This window comes from Arthrobacter sp. AD-310 (assembly GCF_054656615.1).
In genome coordinates this window covers 88,955-104,608 of record NZ_BAAHNO010000012.1, presented here as the reverse complement: position 1 = coordinate 104,608, position 15,654 = coordinate 88,955, and the positions used below count along the sequence as shown (strand labels likewise).

The following is a 15,654-nucleotide window of genomic DNA, read 5'->3' as shown; positions in this document are numbered from 1 at the left end:
ATCAGTGGATGCCGTGGTCCTTCCCGTCACTGTCGGCACCAAGGTGGTTCCGTTCGCGTACCTTGTCACGGACGCGTTCACGGTGGGGCTCTGTTTCTGCGGCGTCCGCCTCCCGGCCGGAGCCGACGCCGCCGCCGTTCTGTCCATCCTGCTGTGCAGCGTACTTTTCACGGAGCTCGCGGCCGTGCCGGATGTCCTCTTCCTCCTGCGCCTGGAGCTTTTCGCTCTTCTTGGTGTCCCGCGGAGGAAGCTGGATGGTCTCTTCCGCCTTGATTCCGGCCTGCAGCTGGCGGCCGCGTTCCATCTCGGCATCAAATTCGGCGCCGAAGAGCAGGGACATGTTCAGGATCCAGAGCCACAGCAGCATCACGATCACGCCGCCCAGGGCGCCGTAGGTCTTGTTGTAGTTGCCGAAATTGCCCACGTAGAAACCGAACCCGACCGAGGCGAGCACAAAGACGAACAGGGCGATGCCCGAGCCCATGCTCATCCACTTGAATTTGGGCTGCTTCACGTTGGGAGTGGCGTAGTAGAGCACGGCGATGATGACAATGATGAGGGCCACCATCACGGGCCATTTGGCGATGTTCCAGACAGCGAGGAAAACGCCGCTGAGTCCGATGAGGCCGCCCACTGCCTCCGAGACGGGCCCACTCAACACCAGCATGCCGGCAAGGATGGCGATGATGACCACGGACAGGAGGGTCACAACCAGCATCGTGCCACGCAGCTTGATGAATGGCCGGCCCTCATCAACTTCATAGATACGGTTCATGGCCCGCCCGAAAGCCCCCACGTAACCCGAAGCCGACCACAGGGCGGTGGCAAGGCCGATGACCAGGGTGAATCCCGCGGCCGGTGCATTGGCCAGGTCTTCCACGACTCCGCCGACTGTGGAGACAGTCTCGGCCGGAACGAAGCCCTTGATGATCTGCAGGAGTGCATCCGTGGTTTTCTGGGGGTCCCCAAAAATACCGACCAGGGACACCAGGGCCAGGATGGCCGGGAAGAGCGACAACACCGCGTAGTAGGTCAGGGCTGCGGCGAGGTCAGGGCACTGGTCCTTGTTGAACTCGCGCAGCGTCTTTTTGGTGATGTATTTCCAGTTCGGCTTGTCCAGTTCCCTGGGGCTGTCCGGCTTGCGCGAGTCGTTTGGATCCGGCGCCTGGCCCGCCTTGGCCGTGCTGGTTTCGGATGAGTCGTGAGTGGCCATGATGTGTCCTCTCGATCAGGGGTTAAGGCCGGCAGGCCGGCTCCGCGGGTGGGCGGAGCCGGCCTGTCGTTCATGCAGTTGCCTTGCGTTGCCGCGTGGACCCGGGTCAGGTGTTTTGGACGTGGTCTTTGGCGTCGGTGGCGCGGTCCTTGACGTCGGTGGCGGCGTGTTGGCCTTCGGTTTTGACGTGTTGGGCTGCGTCGGTGGCGGTGGCCTTGACGTTTTCCACTGCTTCCATGGCGGGTTCCTTGAGGTCCTGGACCATGTCTTTGGCGGCGTCGGTGACCTGGGTGGCCAGGGGCTGGGCTGCGGTTTTGAGTTGGTCCGCGGCTTCGCGTTCTTTCTGGCTTGGCGGGATCAGGGATGAGACGAGCAGTCCGGCGCCGAAGGCGATCAGGCCGGCGGCGAGGGGGTTGCCCTGGGTTTTGGCTTTGACCTGGTCCGGGGTGTGGGAGATCGCGGTGCCGGCGTCGCTGAGTTTGGCCGAGACGTTGTCTTTGGCGTCGTGGAGGGTGTCGCCGGTGGAGTGCAGGGCGTCGGAGGTGTGCCCGGCACCGGAATGCAGGCGGTCTTGTGCGCGTACGGTGGCGTGGTCTGCTGCTCCCATGACTTTCTCCTTTACGCCGGTGACGGCGTCTTTGAGCTTGTCGGTCTGGCGGTGGACGATGTTGGACGGGGTGACTTTGTCCGCGACGGCGTCGACGTTGGTGCCCAGGCGTGCCCGGGTGGCTTCTATGTCTTGGCGGATTGCGTCCGGGTTCTCGCTCATCGGTTTACCTCACCTGGTTTTAGGGTTGGGGGGATTTCGGAGAGTGTTTCGCCCGTTTGGGGCAGGCCCTTGATCTGTTTGAGTTCCTTCCGGCCGATGGAGGCCAGGATGGCTGCGGCGATGCCCCAGATCACGGCGACGATCACGGCGGCCCAGCCCAGTGGCATGAGGGCGCCGAGGGCGAACATCAGGGCCAGGGACAGGAAGATCAGGACGAAGTGGCCGGCGACGCCGGCTCCGGCGAGCATGCCGGAACCTTTCCCGGCGCGGGTGGCGGACTGTTTGAGTTCTGCCTTGGCCAGTTCCACTTCCTGGCGCATCAGGGTGGACAGGTCCCGGGTCACATCACCCAGGAGCTCACCCAGCGAGGCGTTATCGGCCTTCTGATGCGCCTCACTCGGCGGCATCTCAGGAATCTGGCTACTCATCACAGCCTGCCGGACTGGCCGTCCGCGTTGCGGTCCCGGGTAAGGGGATCGCCGGCCATCGGGTCATCAGCAAGGTCCCGGTCACGCAGGGGGTCGTCGGAAATCCGGTTCCCGGACCAGGGTTCTTCTACAAGCTGCGGGCTGTCCAACGGGCTGGCGGGACGCGCGGGTTCCGCGGAGCCGCTGCCGGGCGCGCCGCCGTCGTAACCCGCCGTGGTCGTGGCCGGGCCGGGCAGCTGGACCGGCGGAGGCGGTACGGTGCCGCCGGCCGGACGGTAAGACTCGCTGTACTGGTCGCCGTATTCCGTTCCGGAGTATTGGGTTCCCGTGTAGGGGGTGGCGGAGTACTGGCCGGAAAGGCCCGCTGCACGGCCGGACGTAGCGGTGCCTTCCGGTGCACCCGCAGTGAGGCCGCGGGTGAGCCGGCCTGCCAGGACGCCTGCACCGGCAGCCAGCAGCAGGAACGTGCCCGGGCGGTTACGGGCGAAACGCTGGACCTCATCAAGAAGGTCGCCGGGCTGCCTGGCCTCAAGCCAGGAGGCCACGGAGGAGGCACGGTCCGCAGCCTGCCGGACGAGGTCGCTCGCCATGCCCTGCTGGTCCGGTGCGTTCGCCATGCTCTGCAGCTGGCTGGAAATAGTGCGGATTCCTTCCGCAGCCTTCTGCTGCTGCGTGCCCGCCTGGCTGGTCAGGCCGGTACGGGCCTGGTCAAGCAGGTCCTTTGCGTTGTACTTCGCTTCCGCCGCTACGTTCGCAACTTCTTCCTTGGCTGTCTGCGCGACAGTCTGGGCAGAGTCCTTCGCGGTACGGGCCACATCTGCTGCTTCTTCTTTGGCGGCATCCTTCTTGGACGTCGAGGTGTCACCCGTCTGCGGCAGTCCGGTTTGGGGAGCCGTGGCGGGGAAGGTGGCGGCGGTACGCTCGCCCGGAATTCCGGTGCTGGCCGGGGGAGCCGTGTAAGCGGGGTCCTCGGGCCATTGGTTCTCTGTCATCTTCGCTCTCTCTTTCCAAGAAGGCCGGTTGTTGATCAAGAACCAGCAATACTGGCCGTAAAATAATAAGCATGATTACTAATAAAAGGTAAGTACCCTTGCTAAGCGAGTTATAACGGTTCCAGAAGTGTCAGCCGGAAAAGCGCTTGCTTGCCCGGTCACGTCGAAGTGGAAAGTGGTGGGAAGTGTGGAAACAGCTCCGTGGGTGTGGGTGGTTATAGCCGTAGTTGCGCTGGTCCTGATTGTGCTGCTGCTGGTGACCGGCCGGCGGCGGAAGGCGATACAGGAAAAGCGGGATCAGGTGCAACGGGAGAAGGCTGCTGAAATCCGCAGGGAAGCGGAAAACATGGAACTCGACGCGCGTGAACGCGAGGCCAAGGCCGCCCGTGCGCGTGCGGACGCCGAGCAGGCCCAGGTGAACGCGGCACGCCTCCGCCAGGAAGCGGACGCAACAGCCCAGGAAGCCCAGTCGCTGCGCGCGGACGTTGCAGACCGGACCCGCAAGGCCGATGAAGTGGACCCCGATTTTGGCGCGGACGGCAGCAGGAGGGGACATGATGATGATCGCCGCGGTGACCTGTCCCAGGATGCTGGCCGCCCGGACGCTGCCCGCACCGAGACTCAGCGGGCCGAGGCTCAGCAGACGGGGACTCGGCAGACGGGGACTCAGCAGACGGGGACCGAACGCGCCGGGACTGGGCCCACCGATGCCGCTCGGGCTGACGCGGCGCGGGAGGAAGTGTTGCGCCGCGACCGGGAAAGGCCCCGGGACGGCATCTAGGCGTAAGCGGCCCCGGTTCATGAATCACGGACGGGGCAGTGAAATGGCGCCCGAGGCTGCGAGGTGGCGCCTAAGGCTGCGCGTCAGGGCCGGCGGGGCTTGAGGACGGGGGAGGGGCTGACGCCCTTCCCCTGTCCCATGCCTTCGAGAACCGCCTTGACGGCATCCACCGAGGAGATGGTTGGTTCCCACCCCAGGATCCGGCGGGCGCGTCCGGTGTCCATCACCGGTGCTCCGGCTGCCATTTCGATCCAGCCGGAGTCGGTGGGCACCAGCCGGAGGTGCCAAGCCAAGCCAACGAGCTTGTGGAGCAGTCCCATCGGGATGGGCAGGATCCTGCGCGCGCCGAGGATCCGGGCGAGTTCCTGTGGGTCAAGGACCGGTTCGGCGGCAATATTAAAGGCACCGCTGGCACGCTGGTCCAGGGTCCGCCAGTAGGCATCCGCGACATCGTCCGCGTGGACGGCCTGGAAGATGAGGCTGTCCGGCGCGGGGAGGATGGGAATCCGGAGCCGCCCCGGCAGGAGCCGGGGAAGCAGGCGCCCCAGGAAGTACCTGCCAATCTCGCTCCCTGCCTCAGGCTGGAAGATCAGGGCGGGCCGGAGCCGTGCCACCGCAATTCCCGGTTCCGCCGCCGCGAACTCGTCAAGGAGCTTCTCCTGCTCCGCCTTGTGCCGGCTGTAGTGCGAGCCGGCCATGCCCGCCGTCGGCCATGACTCGTCCATGCGCCGGTCCTTGGGTGCCTTGCTGTAGGCGCCGACGGACGACGCGCAGACGACCTGCTTGACGCCTGCCGCCCTGGCTGCCGCCAGGACATTCCGTGTACCTGCCACGTTTGTCCGGTACAGCTGCTCCAGGTCCCGGTTGGGCTGGATCTGCCACGCCAGGTGCACCACGGCGTCCACGCCGCGAAGGGCTTCCTCCAGCAGGGGCTGGTCCTGCTCCCGCCCGATATCCAGCAGGTGCCAGCTGACCCCGGTGTAGGGTTCGCGGGACGTATCCGGCGGCCGGCGGCTGATTCCCGTCAGTTCCAGGCTTCCGGGGTGCCGGGACATTTCCGTCTGGAGCCTGCGCAGCAGGGCGGTCCCCGCGTTTCCGCTTGCTCCGGTGATGGCGATGCGCATGAAGGACTCCTCGGCGGCGTGGGGTCAAGACCGCTGCTGACCCGAGCCTACAGTGCGGAAGGATTGTTTTATAAGCAACCTTATGATTTCCTACTTCTAAGTCTTGCCGCAGGCTTTCGGAACCGACCGAGGGAACCAACGACAATGCCCAAATCATTAGCCGCGCTTGCCGTGCATGCTACGCCAGTCCTTCCACAACAACCAGAACAACCGCAGGTAAAACCGACTCCGGCGTCAGCGGGGCGGCTGCGGGAAACCTTTGAAAACGACCTGGTCCTCAGCTACCTGGACCTGGCCGAGGCCCTCGCGGGACGCTTTGAGGCGCGGGGCCGTGAGCGGGCCGACCTCAACCAGGTGGCCTACCTCGGCCTGGTCAAGGCAGCCCGTGGGTTCGACCAGTCCAAGGGCGAGAGCTTCCCCGCCTACGCGGCGCCCACCATCACCGGTGAGCTGAAGAGGTACCTCCGGGACCGGACCTGGGTTGTACGCCCGCCACGGCATATCCAGGACCTCCGGACCAGGCTCTTCCGCGCCGAGCCGGAGCTGACCCAGGCGCTGGGGCGGAACCCCAGCGTTGAAGAGCTTGCCGGTGAACTGGGAACCGATCCGGCGGAGGTACAGGAAGCCATCTCGGCGTCGAGCAGCATGCACCCGGACTCGCTTGATGCCGTGAATCCGCAGTCGGACGCGCCCTCCATTGGGGAGGTCCTGGCCTGCCCCGAAACGCCGCTGGAACGGCTGGAGGACCTGGCCTGCCTGCGCGACGCCATGCAGGACCTTGATGCTTCGGACCGGGAACTGCTGTACCGCCGCTACTTCTGCGAGGAGACGCAGGTGCAGCTGGGCAAGCGCCTGGGCATGTCCCAGATGCAGGTTTCCCGCCGGCTTGCCCGGGTCCTCGTGGAACTCCAGCGCCGGCTTGAAAGCAGCTCCCGCCTCGGCGCCCCGGTTGAGGGCATGGCGCCGCGGCAGGGGCGCGCCGCCAGGACCGGCCGTGCCGTCCGCTCCGCCGCCCCGCTCCGGGCGGCCCAGGGCGCAGCCAATCCGGCCTGAGCAGCCAATCCGGCCTGAGCAGCCAATCCGGCCTGACACGCAGGCCGGCCGGGCACCAGGAGGGTGCAAGGGCCGCTGAACCATCCGTCTGTCATTGGATCCGGCTGCGCCGGAGGAAGGTGGTCCTGCGCCCGGCAGCAGAAGCGCAAGGGACCAGTGAATTCCTATCTTGCCTGTTCAGCGGCGTAGAACTTTCCCCGCGCCGAAGCAGAGAAAAGCCCGCGGCCCTGTTTAGGAGCAGCGGGAGGAGGGAACAGGGTGGATATGGGAAGCCCCGAAACGTCCAAGTTCCGTGCTGTCCTGTTCGACCGGGACGGAACCCTGGTAATCGATGTGCCGTACAACGGAAACCCGGCGCTGGTCACACCCGTGCCGGGCGCCAAAGCCGTGCTGGACAGCCTGCGCGCCGAAGGCATCGCCACCGGGGTCATCAGCAACCAGTCCGGGATAGCCCGCGGCTTCATCACCGAGGCCGAGGTGGCGGAGGTCAACGCCCGGGTGGAAGAACTCCTGGGCCCCTTCGACGTGTGGGAGGTGTGCCCGCACTCCGAGCAGGACGGCTGCACCTGCCGCAAACCCCGGCCGGGAATGGTGCACAGCGCCTGCCGCAAGCTGGGCATCCCGGAATCGGAGGCTGCCCTGATCGGCGACATCGGCGCCGACGTCGGGGCCGCGGAAGCCGCCGGAGCAACAGGCGTGCTGGTTCCCACCCCGGTGACCCGGGCAGAGGAAGTGGCTGCGGCACGGCTGGTCGCCCCGGACCTGGCGGCCGCCGTCGGCCTGCTGCAGGGGACGCCCTGATGGGCAGCGTCCTGGTGGCCCGCCTGGACAGCATGGGCGATGTCCTCCTGGCCGGGCCCGCTGTCCGGGCGGTGGCGAACGGCCGGACCCGGGACGGCAGCGGCGCGAACCATGTGGTGATGCTCTGCGGCAGGCAAGGGGAGGCAGCGGCCGGGCTGCTGCCGGGAGTGGCGGAGGTCTACAGCTGGGACGGCCCCTGGATCATGAACCCGGCGCCGAGAATGACCGGCCCGCACGCCGACCGCCTGATCGATTACGTCCGCAACTCCAGGATCACCGAAGCCGTCATCCTGACGTCCTTCCACCAGTCCCCGCTTCCGCTGGCACTGCTGCTCCGGCTGGCCGGCGTGGAGCGCATCACCGGGGCATCCACCGACTACGCCGGCTCACTGCTTGATGTCCGGCTGAAACCGGGCGAGGACTTCCCCGAGGACCAGCCCGAGGCGGAGCGCGCGCTCGGCATAGCGGAAGCTGCCGGGTTCCGGCTTCCGGCGGGCGACGACGGCAAGCTCCGCGTGCTGCCTGCGCCGGACGTGCAGGACCTGGTCGGCACCGAACCGTATGTGGTGGTCCACCCCGGTGCGGCCGTCCCCGCCCGGGCCTGGCCGCCGCTGCACCACGCGGCCGCCGTCGAACTCCTGCAGGGCGCCGGGCACCGCGTGGTGGTCACCGGCGGACCTAACGAGACGTCCCTGACCGCCACCGTCGCGGGCCCGTCCGCCCTCGACCTCGGCGGACGCACCGACCTCGCCACGATGTCCGGCGTTATGGCCGGGGCCCAGGCCGTTGTCACGGGAAATACGGGCCCCGCGCACCTGGCCGCCGCCGTCGGCACACCGGTGGTCAGCCTCTTCTCGCCCGTCGTTCCGGCCATCCGCTGGGCGCCCTACGGGGTTCCGCTTGAACTCCTGGGCGACCAGAACGCCCCCTGCCGGATGACGCGCGCCAGGGTCTGCCCCGTCCCCGGCCACCCCTGCCTCGACTCCGTCTCCCCGGAGGAAGTGGTGGCTGCGGTCGAACGGCTGATCGGCGGAGTGAGCTCCCTCAGCACCCACGTCAGTACCCGTAGAAAGGCCCGCAACAGATGAGAATCCTGCTCTGGCATGTCCACGGTTCCTGGACGGACGCCTTTGTCCGCGGCCGTCATGAGTACCTGCTTCCTGTCCTGCCGGGAGGTGGTGCCTGGGGACTGGGCCGCGCCGGCAGGGACTGGCCTGCCTCGGTGCGGGAGGTGGACCTGGCCGCACTGGACGCGGACGCCGTCGACGCCGTCGTCCTGCAGCGGCCGGAAGAAATCGCGGAGGTGGCCCGTCTGCTGGGGCGGACGCCGGGCATCGACCTGCCTGCGGTCTTCGTGGAGCACAACACGCCCAAAGGGGATTTCCCCAACATCCGGCATCCGCTCGCGGACCAGAACACCATCCCCGTGATCCACGTGACGCACTTCAACAGGCTCGCCTGGGACAACGGCTCCGCGCCCACCAAAGTCATCGAACACGGGATCCCGGACCCCGGGCACCTTTATTCCGGTGAACTGCCCGAGCTGGGCGTGGTGGTCAACGAGCCGGTCCGCCGCGGCCGGGTCACGGGTACGGACCTGCTGCCCGACTTTGCCTCCGTGGCGCCCCTGCAGGTGTTCGGGATGAAGACGGAAGGCCTGGCCGCCGCCACCGGAATCGACACCGCCCGGCTCACCCCGCGCGGGGATCTCAAAACCCAGGAACTCCACCGTGAACTGGCGCGCTGCCGCGTCTACGTCCACCCCATGCGCTGGACGTCCCTGGGGCTCTCCCTCCTCGAGGCCATGCACCTGGGCATGCCGGTGGTGGTGCTGGCCACTACCGAGGCGCCCCGGGCGGTACCGGCGGAAGCCGGCGTCGTGTCCGCGGACATCGACGAGCTGCTCCGCTGTGCGCGGCGGCTGGTTGACAATCCGGAGGAGGCACGACGGCGGGGCCTCGCCGCGCGTGAGGCGGCGCTGGAACGGTACGGGCTGGGGAAGTTCCAGGCCAGGTGGGACGAACTGCTGGGGGACCTGCGTGGAGTGCACGCCCATTCCACCACCAAGCACCCGGACGAGCGGATCCTTGTTCCGGCTGGAGAGAGGAAGATTTCATGAAGATCGCCATGATCTCCGAGCACGCCAGTCCTCTGGCGGCGCTGGGCGGAGTCGATGCCGGCGGGCAGAACGTCCATGTTGCCGCGCTGTCCGAGGCGCTCGCCAGGCGCGGACACCACGTCACCGTCTACACCCGCCGGGATGCAACGGAGCTTCCCGCCCGGGTACGCGTCGGGCGCCGGTTCGAGGTGGTCCATGTCGACGCCGGCCCTGCCCGGCATGTCCCCAAGGACGAGTTGCTGCCCTTCATGGGGGAGCTTGCCGACGGGGTGGCCAAGGACTGGGGGCAGCGGCCGCCGGACGTGGTGCACGGGCACTTCTGGATGTCCGGGCTCGCGGCCCTCGATGCCGCCCGGCGCCCCGACGCCGGTTACCGCGTCCCGATGGTCCAGACTTTCCACGCCCTGGGCACCGTGAAGCGGCGGCACCAGGGCGCCGAAGACACAAGCCCCGCCGAGCGCGTCTGGCTGGAACCGGGGGTGGGGCGTTCCGCGGACCGGATCATCGCCACCTGCTCCGACGAGGTGTTTGAGCTCAAGGCCATGGGCATTCCCACGGGCAAGATTTCCATCGCTCCCTGCGGTGTGGACCTCGGCTTCTTCTCCGCCGACGGACCTGCCGCTGGCCGCCCCCGCCGGCACCGGATCCTGTCCGTCGGCCGGCTGGTGCCGCGCAAAGGCGTGGACCTGGTGATCCGCGCCCTGCCGTACCTGCGCGAGGCCGGCTTCAACGACGTCGAACTCCTCATTGTGGGCGGCGGCGGGGACACCGGTGCCCTGCACACGGACCCCGAGGTGCGGCGCCTGCTCGACCTCGCCGCGGAGCTGGGTGTTGCGGACCAGGTGTCGCTGCAGGGCCAGGTGTCACGGGCGGAAATGCCCGGCATCTTCCGCAGCGCCGATGCCGTCGTCTGCGCGCCCTGGTACGAACCGTTCGGGATCGTCCCGCTCGAGGCCATGGCCTGCGGCGTCCCCGTTGTGGCTGCCGCCGTGGGCGGGCTGCGGGACACGGTGGTGGACCGTGCCACCGGCCTGCACGTGCCGCCCCGCGACCCGGAAGCCATCGCCTCTGCCCTCGCCATGCTGCTCGAGGACCCCGCCCTGCGCGCCGAACTCGGACAGGCCGGCCAGCAGCGTGCCCGGACCCGCTACTCCTGGGACCGGGTGGCCGCCGAAACCGAGAAGGCCTACCAGCTTGCCGTGGCGGAGACCCCCGCCGGCGCCGTCCCGATGGAAGGAGCAGCACTGTGACTGCTGAATGGTCCCTGCGGGAATCCGACCTGAGGGCGCTCGCCACCGCACCCCCGCTGCCCGCCGTCCTGCCGGGCGCCGCGTTCGTTGACCCGGAAAGTGCCGACGCGGTGCGCATCCACCTGGAGAACGTGGTGCCGGCACTGGACTCGCTCCGCAGCCAGTCAGGCAGGCTTGCCGCCTGGGGCGTGGAACTGGCGCAGCGGCTGCTGCGCGGCCAACGGCTCCTCGCCGCAGGCAACGGCGGCTCCGCGGCCGAGGCGCAGCACCTCACCGCCGAACTGGTCGGAAGGTTCGACGGCGAACGTGTCCCGTTCTCCGCCATCTCGCTGCACGCCGAATCCTCCGCGGTCACGGCCATCGCCAACGATTACGGGTACGACGACGTCTTCGCCCGGCAGGTGCGCGCACACGGCCGCTCCGGGGACGTCCTGATGCTCCTGTCCACCAGCGGCAAGAGCCCCAACCTGCTGCGTGCCGCCGAGGCCGCCCGCCGGCTGAACATCACCACCTGGGCACTCACGGGGGCGGGGCCCAACCCGCTCGCGGACGCCTGCGACGAGGCGGTCATGATTGATGCCCCGAACGCGAACGCCCAGGAAGGGCACCTGATTGCCCTGCACGCCCTGTGCCGCGCCTTCGACCTGGAAGTCGCCCGGCGCAGCCCTGCCGTGGGCAGCCCCGCAGTCGGAGGTGGCCGGCCATGAGGATTGTGGTGGTTGGCGATGTCATGCTGGACGTGGACCTCTCCGGCGAGGCCACCCGGCTCAGCCCCGACGCTCCAGTGCCGGTGGTGGACGTCTCGGCCGTCCGCCGTCGTGCCGGCGGGGCAGGACTCGTGGCCCGCATGCTCGCCGAGGACGGCTGGCCCGTCACCCTGGTGACGGTGCTTGGCGATGACGACGCCGGACGGCAGCTGCGCGGCCACCTCGCCGGGGTGCGCCTCGTCGCAGGACCCAGCGGGCATCCGTCGCCGGTGAAGACGCGGGTCCGGGCGGGCTCGCATGCCGTGGTCCGGTTCGACCAGGGCTGCGAAAAGCCGCCCGTGCCCGAGGCCAGTCACGCGATGCTGCAGGCCGTTGAGGACGCCGGCGTGGTCATTGTGGCCGATTACGGCAGGGGGGTGGCCGCCAACCCGCAGCTGCGCGAACTCCTGGCCCGGGTCGCGGACCGGGTTCCCGTTGTCTGGGACCCGCACCCGTCCGGCCCGGCGCCGGTTCCCGGTGTCGCCGTCGTGACGCCCAACCTGTCCGAGGCCGTCAAGGCCGCCCAGTCCTTGGCGCACACCGCTGCGCAGGACGGCGGTGGGGACCAGGACCAGGCCGCTGTAGTGGGCCGGGTCCTGCTGGAGCACTGGGGCAGCCGTGCCGTCCTGGTCACCAAGGGCGAACAGGGTGCTGTCCTGGTGCGTGCCGGCGACCCGGCGCCGCACCCGGTCCCTGCGCCGCGGGTGGAAGCCGGGGACCCCTGCGGCGCGGGTGACCGCCTGGCCGCGGGCCTGGCTGTCCACCTGCTGGCGGGCAGGTCCCTGGAAGAGGCAGCCGAACTCGCAGTGCACGATGCCGCCGACTTCCTCGCCGCGGGCGGAGTATCGGCCCTGCCGGACCGCACCACGGGCCCGGACACGGCGGAAGCCGGGTCCGCTCCCACCCCGCTGCCGGGCTCTGCTGGCCGCCGCCCCACCGAACCGCTGCTGCTCGCCCGGACCGTTCGAGCCAACGGCGGAACGGTGGTGGCCACCGGCGGCTGCTTCGACCTCCTGCACGCCGGGCACGTCCGCTCGCTGGGTGCTGCCCGCGAACTGGGGGACTGCCTGATCGTCTGCCTGAACTCAGACGAATCGGTGCGCCGGCTCAAAGGTCCCGAACGCCCCATCATCGGCCAGCACGACCGGGCGGAACTGCTCCTTGCCATGGAGTGCGTGGACGCCGTCCTGGTCTTCGACGAGGACACCCCCGAGGCCGCCCTGGAGCGGCTGCGCCCCGATATCTGGGTCAAGGGCGGCGACTACAAGGGCGCCCGGCTTCCCGAATCGGACCTGGTGGAAAGCTGGGGCGGCCGCTGCGTCACAGTGCCGTTCCACCCCGCCCGGTCCACCACGGGGCTGGCCGACGCGCTCGCCAAGGTCAGCTGACGCCGGCCGGTCCGAGTCCTATCAACGTTTTGTATCCCCCTTTTGAAAGGAACACCATGACTGCAGATTCCACAACGCCCGGCCGTGTCCTGGTAACCGGAGGTGCCTCCGGACTGGGCGCCGCCGTCGTCGAAGCCGTCCTCAAGGCCGGCGGCACCCCCGTGGTGCTGGACCGCGACATCAGCAGCGTGTCCGGCGTGAAGGCCTTCGAAGTGGACGTCGCGGACCGTCCGGCCGTGGAAACCGTGGTGCGCGAAGCCGCGGAGACCCTCGGCGGGCTCGATGCAGTGGTGACGGCCGCGGGCATCGACCGCTGCGGCAAGCTCGCTGACGTCGAAGCGGCAGAGTGGGAAAAGGTCATCGGCGTGAACCTGATGGGCACCGTGTCCGTCGTGCGCGCCGCCCTGCCCTACCTCAAGGAGACGCACGGCCGCGTGGTCACCGTCGCCTCCACGCTGGGCAAGCGCGCGGTGGCCGACGCAACGGCCTACTGCGCCTCCAAGTTCGGTGTGGTGGGCTTCAGCCACGCTCTCGCTGCCGAGACCGGCGGACAGATCGGCGTGACCACCATGATTCCCGGCGGCATGAAGACGCACTTCTTCGATGACCGCACCGAACAGTACAAGCCCCAGGACGATTCCCGGCTTAACGATCCTGCCAACACCGCACAGGCCATCCTGTTCGCGCTGTCCCAGCCCAAGGGTTGCGAGGTCCGGGAAATGCTGGTCTGCCACGAGGAAGAGGGCTCCTGGCCCTAAGCGCTGCCTGCGCCGGCCCTGCCCGGCGGACCAGATCAACAACGGGAGGAACCCCATGCCCACAACAGCCACCGAAACAACGGCAACCCCCGGAACCCGGGACGCGGCCGGCATCACCATCTGCGACCCCCGAACCGGGGAAACCCTCTGGACCGTCCCCGAAACCGACCCCGGTGCAGTCAACCATGCCGTCGAGGTGGCCCGCAGCGCCGCCGGCGAGTGGGCCGCCACAGCTCCCGCCGATCGGGGGGCTGCGCTCCGTGCAGCCGCCAGGGCGCTGGATGCCGCAGCACATGAACTGGCCGGACTGAACGCCAGCGAAACCGGCCGGCCGGTGGAGGAAGCGCTGGCTGGGATTGCCGCCGGCGTCTCCACCCTGGAACAGTACGCCGAACTCGGGCCCGTGCACCGTGGCCACAGCCTCCGCGGCAGCCAGCTCGCCACGGACTACACGTTGGCCGAGCCGCGCGGCGTGGCGGTCCTGCTGACTCCGTGGAACGATCCCGTGGCGGTGGCCTGCGGGTTGATCGGAGCGGCCCTGGTCACCGGCAATACGGTCATCCACAAGCCGAGCGAACGCTGCCCGCGCCTGGGCGAGGCACTCGGCGAAGTGCTCGCCCCCGCTTTCCCGGCCGGGGTGTTCCTCACCGTTTCAGGCGGGGCCGGCGTAGGCGCGTTGCTGACCCGGGCCGAGGTGGACGTGCTGGCCCATGTGGGCTCCAGCGCTTCCGGCGCCCGGATCGCCCAGGCCGGGGCGCTGACCGGGGCGCACGTGATCCGGGAAAACGGCGGGAACGATCCGTTGCTGGTGGACAGCGACGTGGACCCGGCCTGGGCCGCCGAACAGGCCGCCATCGGCGCTTTCAGCAACAGCGGACAGATCTGCACGGCCGTGGAGCGGATCTATGTCCACCGGGCCATTGCGGACGAGTTCTGCACCGCGCTGGCGGCCGAAGCTGAACGGCGGAACAGCGCCGGGGCCGTTGCGCCCCTGGTGGACCTGCGCATGCGGGACGAAGTCCACGCCCAGGTTGCTGCCGCCCTGGACAAGGGTGCGCGGGCAACGGCGGGCGGTTCTCTCCCGGACGGCCCGGGCTCGTTCTACCCCGCCACCGTGCTGCTGGACTGCACGGACGAAATGCGGGTGATGACGGAGGAAACCTTCGGCCCCGTGGCACCGGTGCAGGTAGTGGAAACGTTCGACGCCGGCCTGCAGCGTGCGTGCAGCGGCAAGTATGGCCTCGCGGCCACAGTGCTGAGCGGCAACATCGCCCACATCCAGCAGGCGGTGGCGGCCCTCCCGGTGGGAACCGTCAAGGTTAACGCCGTGTTCGGCGGCGCGCCCGGCGGCGCCGCCCAGCCCCGCGGCGAAAGCGGCCACGGGTTCGGGTACGGGCCCGAGCTGCTGGACGAATTCAGCCAGGTGAAAGTGGTGCACATCGAGGCGCCACCGGCCCGGGCAGCGCAACACCAGGCGGAGGACCGGCCATGAGCACGTCTCCCGAAGCAGTGGACCTCTCCAGCCAGCGGGCACTGTCCGAGTGGCTCCCGGCCCGGCTCGCCGCCGAGGAACCGCGCATCCTGGTGATCGGCGACGTCATGCTGGACGGCTGGTGGAGCGGCAGCATCGAACGGCTGTGCCGGGAGGCCCCTGCCCCGGTGGTGGACATCCACACACGCGACTCGGTTCCGGGCGGTGCCGCCAACACGGCGATGAACCTCGCCGCCTTGGGGGCCAGGGTTGCCGTGGCGGGGATTATCGGCACGGACGACGCCGGGGTGGACCTGAAGAACCAGCTCGTTGCGGCCGGCATCGACGTCCGGCACCTGCACTCCCACCCGGACATGGTGACCACCACCAAGATCCGGATCAGCAGCGGCGGCCAGGTGATGCTGCGCCTCGACGACGCAGCCAGGACCGTCCCGGCCGACGCCCTGGCGGCGCTGGCCGCTTCGGTGCGGACCGTCGTCGAACGCCAGGACGCCGTGCTGGTCTGCGACTACGGCAACGGTGTCCTGGGCGGCCCGGTGCACGACGGACTGGTAGGGGTCCTGGCGGGCGGTGACGACGGGACACGGCGGCCCCTGGTGGTGGTCGACTCGCACGACCCGCGCCCGTGGGCTCCGCTGCAGCCGGACCTGGTAACGCCGAACGCGCAGGAAACCGCGCGGCTGCTGGACCGGCGGCTTCCCGACGGCCAGGAGCGGGCCGAGGCGGTGGGCGGGCACGCC

16 protein-coding genes are annotated in these 15,654 nt (G+C 69.0%); 11 read left to right on the top strand and 5 right to left on the bottom strand.

The features are described 5' to 3' along the window. Window position 1: 1 nt before the first annotated feature. The 4 genes from ACYQ1Z_RS09375 to ACYQ1Z_RS09360 all read right to left on the bottom strand — a co-directional run bounded on the left by ACYQ1Z_RS09375 (window position 2) and on the right by ACYQ1Z_RS09360 (window position 3,402). On the bottom strand, window positions 2-1,213 hold the full coding sequence (locus tag ACYQ1Z_RS09375; protein WP_459792243.1) for a YihY/virulence factor BrkB family protein: 1,212 nt from the start codon (window positions 1,211-1,213) through the stop codon (window positions 2-4). A 106-nt stretch (window positions 1,214-1,319) separates the two neighbouring features. After that, window positions 1,320-1,982, bottom strand: a complete 663-nt coding sequence (locus ACYQ1Z_RS09370) for a DUF3618 domain-containing protein (protein WP_459792242.1) — start codon at window positions 1,980-1,982, stop codon at window positions 1,320-1,322. Further along, window positions 1,979-2,410 (bottom strand): phage holin family protein, encoded by a 432-nt coding sequence (locus tag ACYQ1Z_RS09365; protein WP_459792241.1) that lies wholly within the window; start codon window positions 2,408-2,410, stop codon window positions 1,979-1,981. Before ACYQ1Z_RS09365 ends, ACYQ1Z_RS09370 begins: the two co-directional genes overlap by 4 nt. Then, on the bottom strand, window positions 2,410-3,402 hold the full coding sequence (locus ACYQ1Z_RS09360; protein ID WP_459792240.1) for a hypothetical protein: 993 nt from the start codon (window positions 3,400-3,402) through the stop codon (window positions 2,410-2,412). Before ACYQ1Z_RS09360 ends, ACYQ1Z_RS09365 begins: the two co-directional genes overlap by 1 nt. A gap of 187 nt (window positions 3,403-3,589) precedes the next feature. Between ACYQ1Z_RS09360 and ACYQ1Z_RS09355 the strand changes: the two genes are divergently transcribed. Next, window positions 3,590-4,183, top strand: a complete 594-nt coding sequence (locus ACYQ1Z_RS09355) for a hypothetical protein (protein WP_459792239.1) — start codon at window positions 3,590-3,592, stop codon at window positions 4,181-4,183. Window positions 4,184-4,266: 83 nt separating this feature from the next. Here ACYQ1Z_RS09355 and ACYQ1Z_RS09350 read toward each other — a convergent pair whose 3' ends face one another. Further along, window positions 4,267-5,307 carry an NAD-dependent epimerase/dehydratase family protein gene (locus tag ACYQ1Z_RS09350; RefSeq protein WP_459792238.1) on the bottom strand — a complete coding sequence of 347 codons (1,041 nt, stop codon included), beginning with the start codon at window positions 5,305-5,307 and terminating at the stop codon, window positions 4,267-4,269. Between the two features lie 144 nt (window positions 5,308-5,451). Here ACYQ1Z_RS09350 and ACYQ1Z_RS09345 point away from each other — a divergent pair, with 144 nt between their 5' ends. From ACYQ1Z_RS09345 to ACYQ1Z_RS09300, 10 genes are all read left to right on the top strand, one after another. Further along, window positions 5,452-6,360 carry a sigma-70 family RNA polymerase sigma factor gene (locus ACYQ1Z_RS09345; RefSeq protein WP_459792237.1) on the top strand — a complete coding sequence of 303 codons (909 nt, stop codon included), beginning with the start codon at window positions 5,452-5,454 and terminating at the stop codon, window positions 6,358-6,360. 264 nt (window positions 6,361-6,624) lie between these two features. Next, entirely contained in the window at window positions 6,625-7,161 is a 537-nt protein-coding gene (locus tag ACYQ1Z_RS09340) for a D-glycero-alpha-D-manno-heptose-1,7-bisphosphate 7-phosphatase (RefSeq protein WP_459792236.1), read from the top strand. Next, complete coding sequence (locus tag ACYQ1Z_RS09335) at window positions 7,161-8,249, top strand: glycosyltransferase family 9 protein (RefSeq protein ID WP_459792235.1); 1,089 nt, start codon at window positions 7,161-7,163, stop codon at window positions 8,247-8,249. The genes ACYQ1Z_RS09340 and ACYQ1Z_RS09335 overlap by 1 nt, the downstream gene beginning before the upstream one ends. Further along, window positions 8,246-9,280: a glycosyltransferase gene (locus ACYQ1Z_RS09330; RefSeq protein WP_459792234.1), complete on the top strand. Its 1,035-nt coding sequence runs from the start codon at window positions 8,246-8,248 to the stop codon at window positions 9,278-9,280. Before ACYQ1Z_RS09335 ends, ACYQ1Z_RS09330 begins: the two co-directional genes overlap by 4 nt. Then, on the top strand, window positions 9,277-10,530 hold the full coding sequence (locus tag ACYQ1Z_RS09325) for a glycosyltransferase (protein ID WP_459792233.1): 1,254 nt from the start codon (window positions 9,277-9,279) through the stop codon (window positions 10,528-10,530). Before ACYQ1Z_RS09330 ends, ACYQ1Z_RS09325 begins: the two co-directional genes overlap by 4 nt. Beyond that, the gene (locus ACYQ1Z_RS09320) at window positions 10,527-11,237 is read left to right on the top strand and encodes a D-sedoheptulose-7-phosphate isomerase (protein ID WP_459792232.1); all 711 of its coding nucleotides are present in this window, start codon (window positions 10,527-10,529) and stop codon (window positions 11,235-11,237) included. The genes ACYQ1Z_RS09325 and ACYQ1Z_RS09320 overlap by 4 nt, the downstream gene beginning before the upstream one ends. Beyond that, window positions 11,234-12,664 carry a PfkB family carbohydrate kinase gene (locus ACYQ1Z_RS09315; protein WP_459792231.1) on the top strand — a complete coding sequence of 477 codons (1,431 nt, stop codon included), beginning with the start codon at window positions 11,234-11,236 and terminating at the stop codon, window positions 12,662-12,664. The genes ACYQ1Z_RS09320 and ACYQ1Z_RS09315 overlap by 4 nt, the downstream gene beginning before the upstream one ends. Before the next feature lie 56 nt (window positions 12,665-12,720). Further along, window positions 12,721-13,422, top strand: a complete 702-nt coding sequence (locus ACYQ1Z_RS09310) for an SDR family oxidoreductase (RefSeq protein WP_459792230.1) — start codon at window positions 12,721-12,723, stop codon at window positions 13,420-13,422. Between the two features lie 55 nt (window positions 13,423-13,477). Next, window positions 13,478-14,914 carry an aldehyde dehydrogenase family protein gene (locus ACYQ1Z_RS09305; RefSeq protein WP_459792229.1) on the top strand — a complete coding sequence of 479 codons (1,437 nt, stop codon included), beginning with the start codon at window positions 13,478-13,480 and terminating at the stop codon, window positions 14,912-14,914. Beyond that, window positions 14,911-15,654: bifunctional heptose 7-phosphate kinase/heptose 1-phosphate adenyltransferase (locus ACYQ1Z_RS09300; RefSeq protein ID WP_459792228.1), on the top strand; the 744-nt coding region annotated here is incomplete at its 3' end. The genes ACYQ1Z_RS09305 and ACYQ1Z_RS09300, both read left to right, overlap by 4 nt.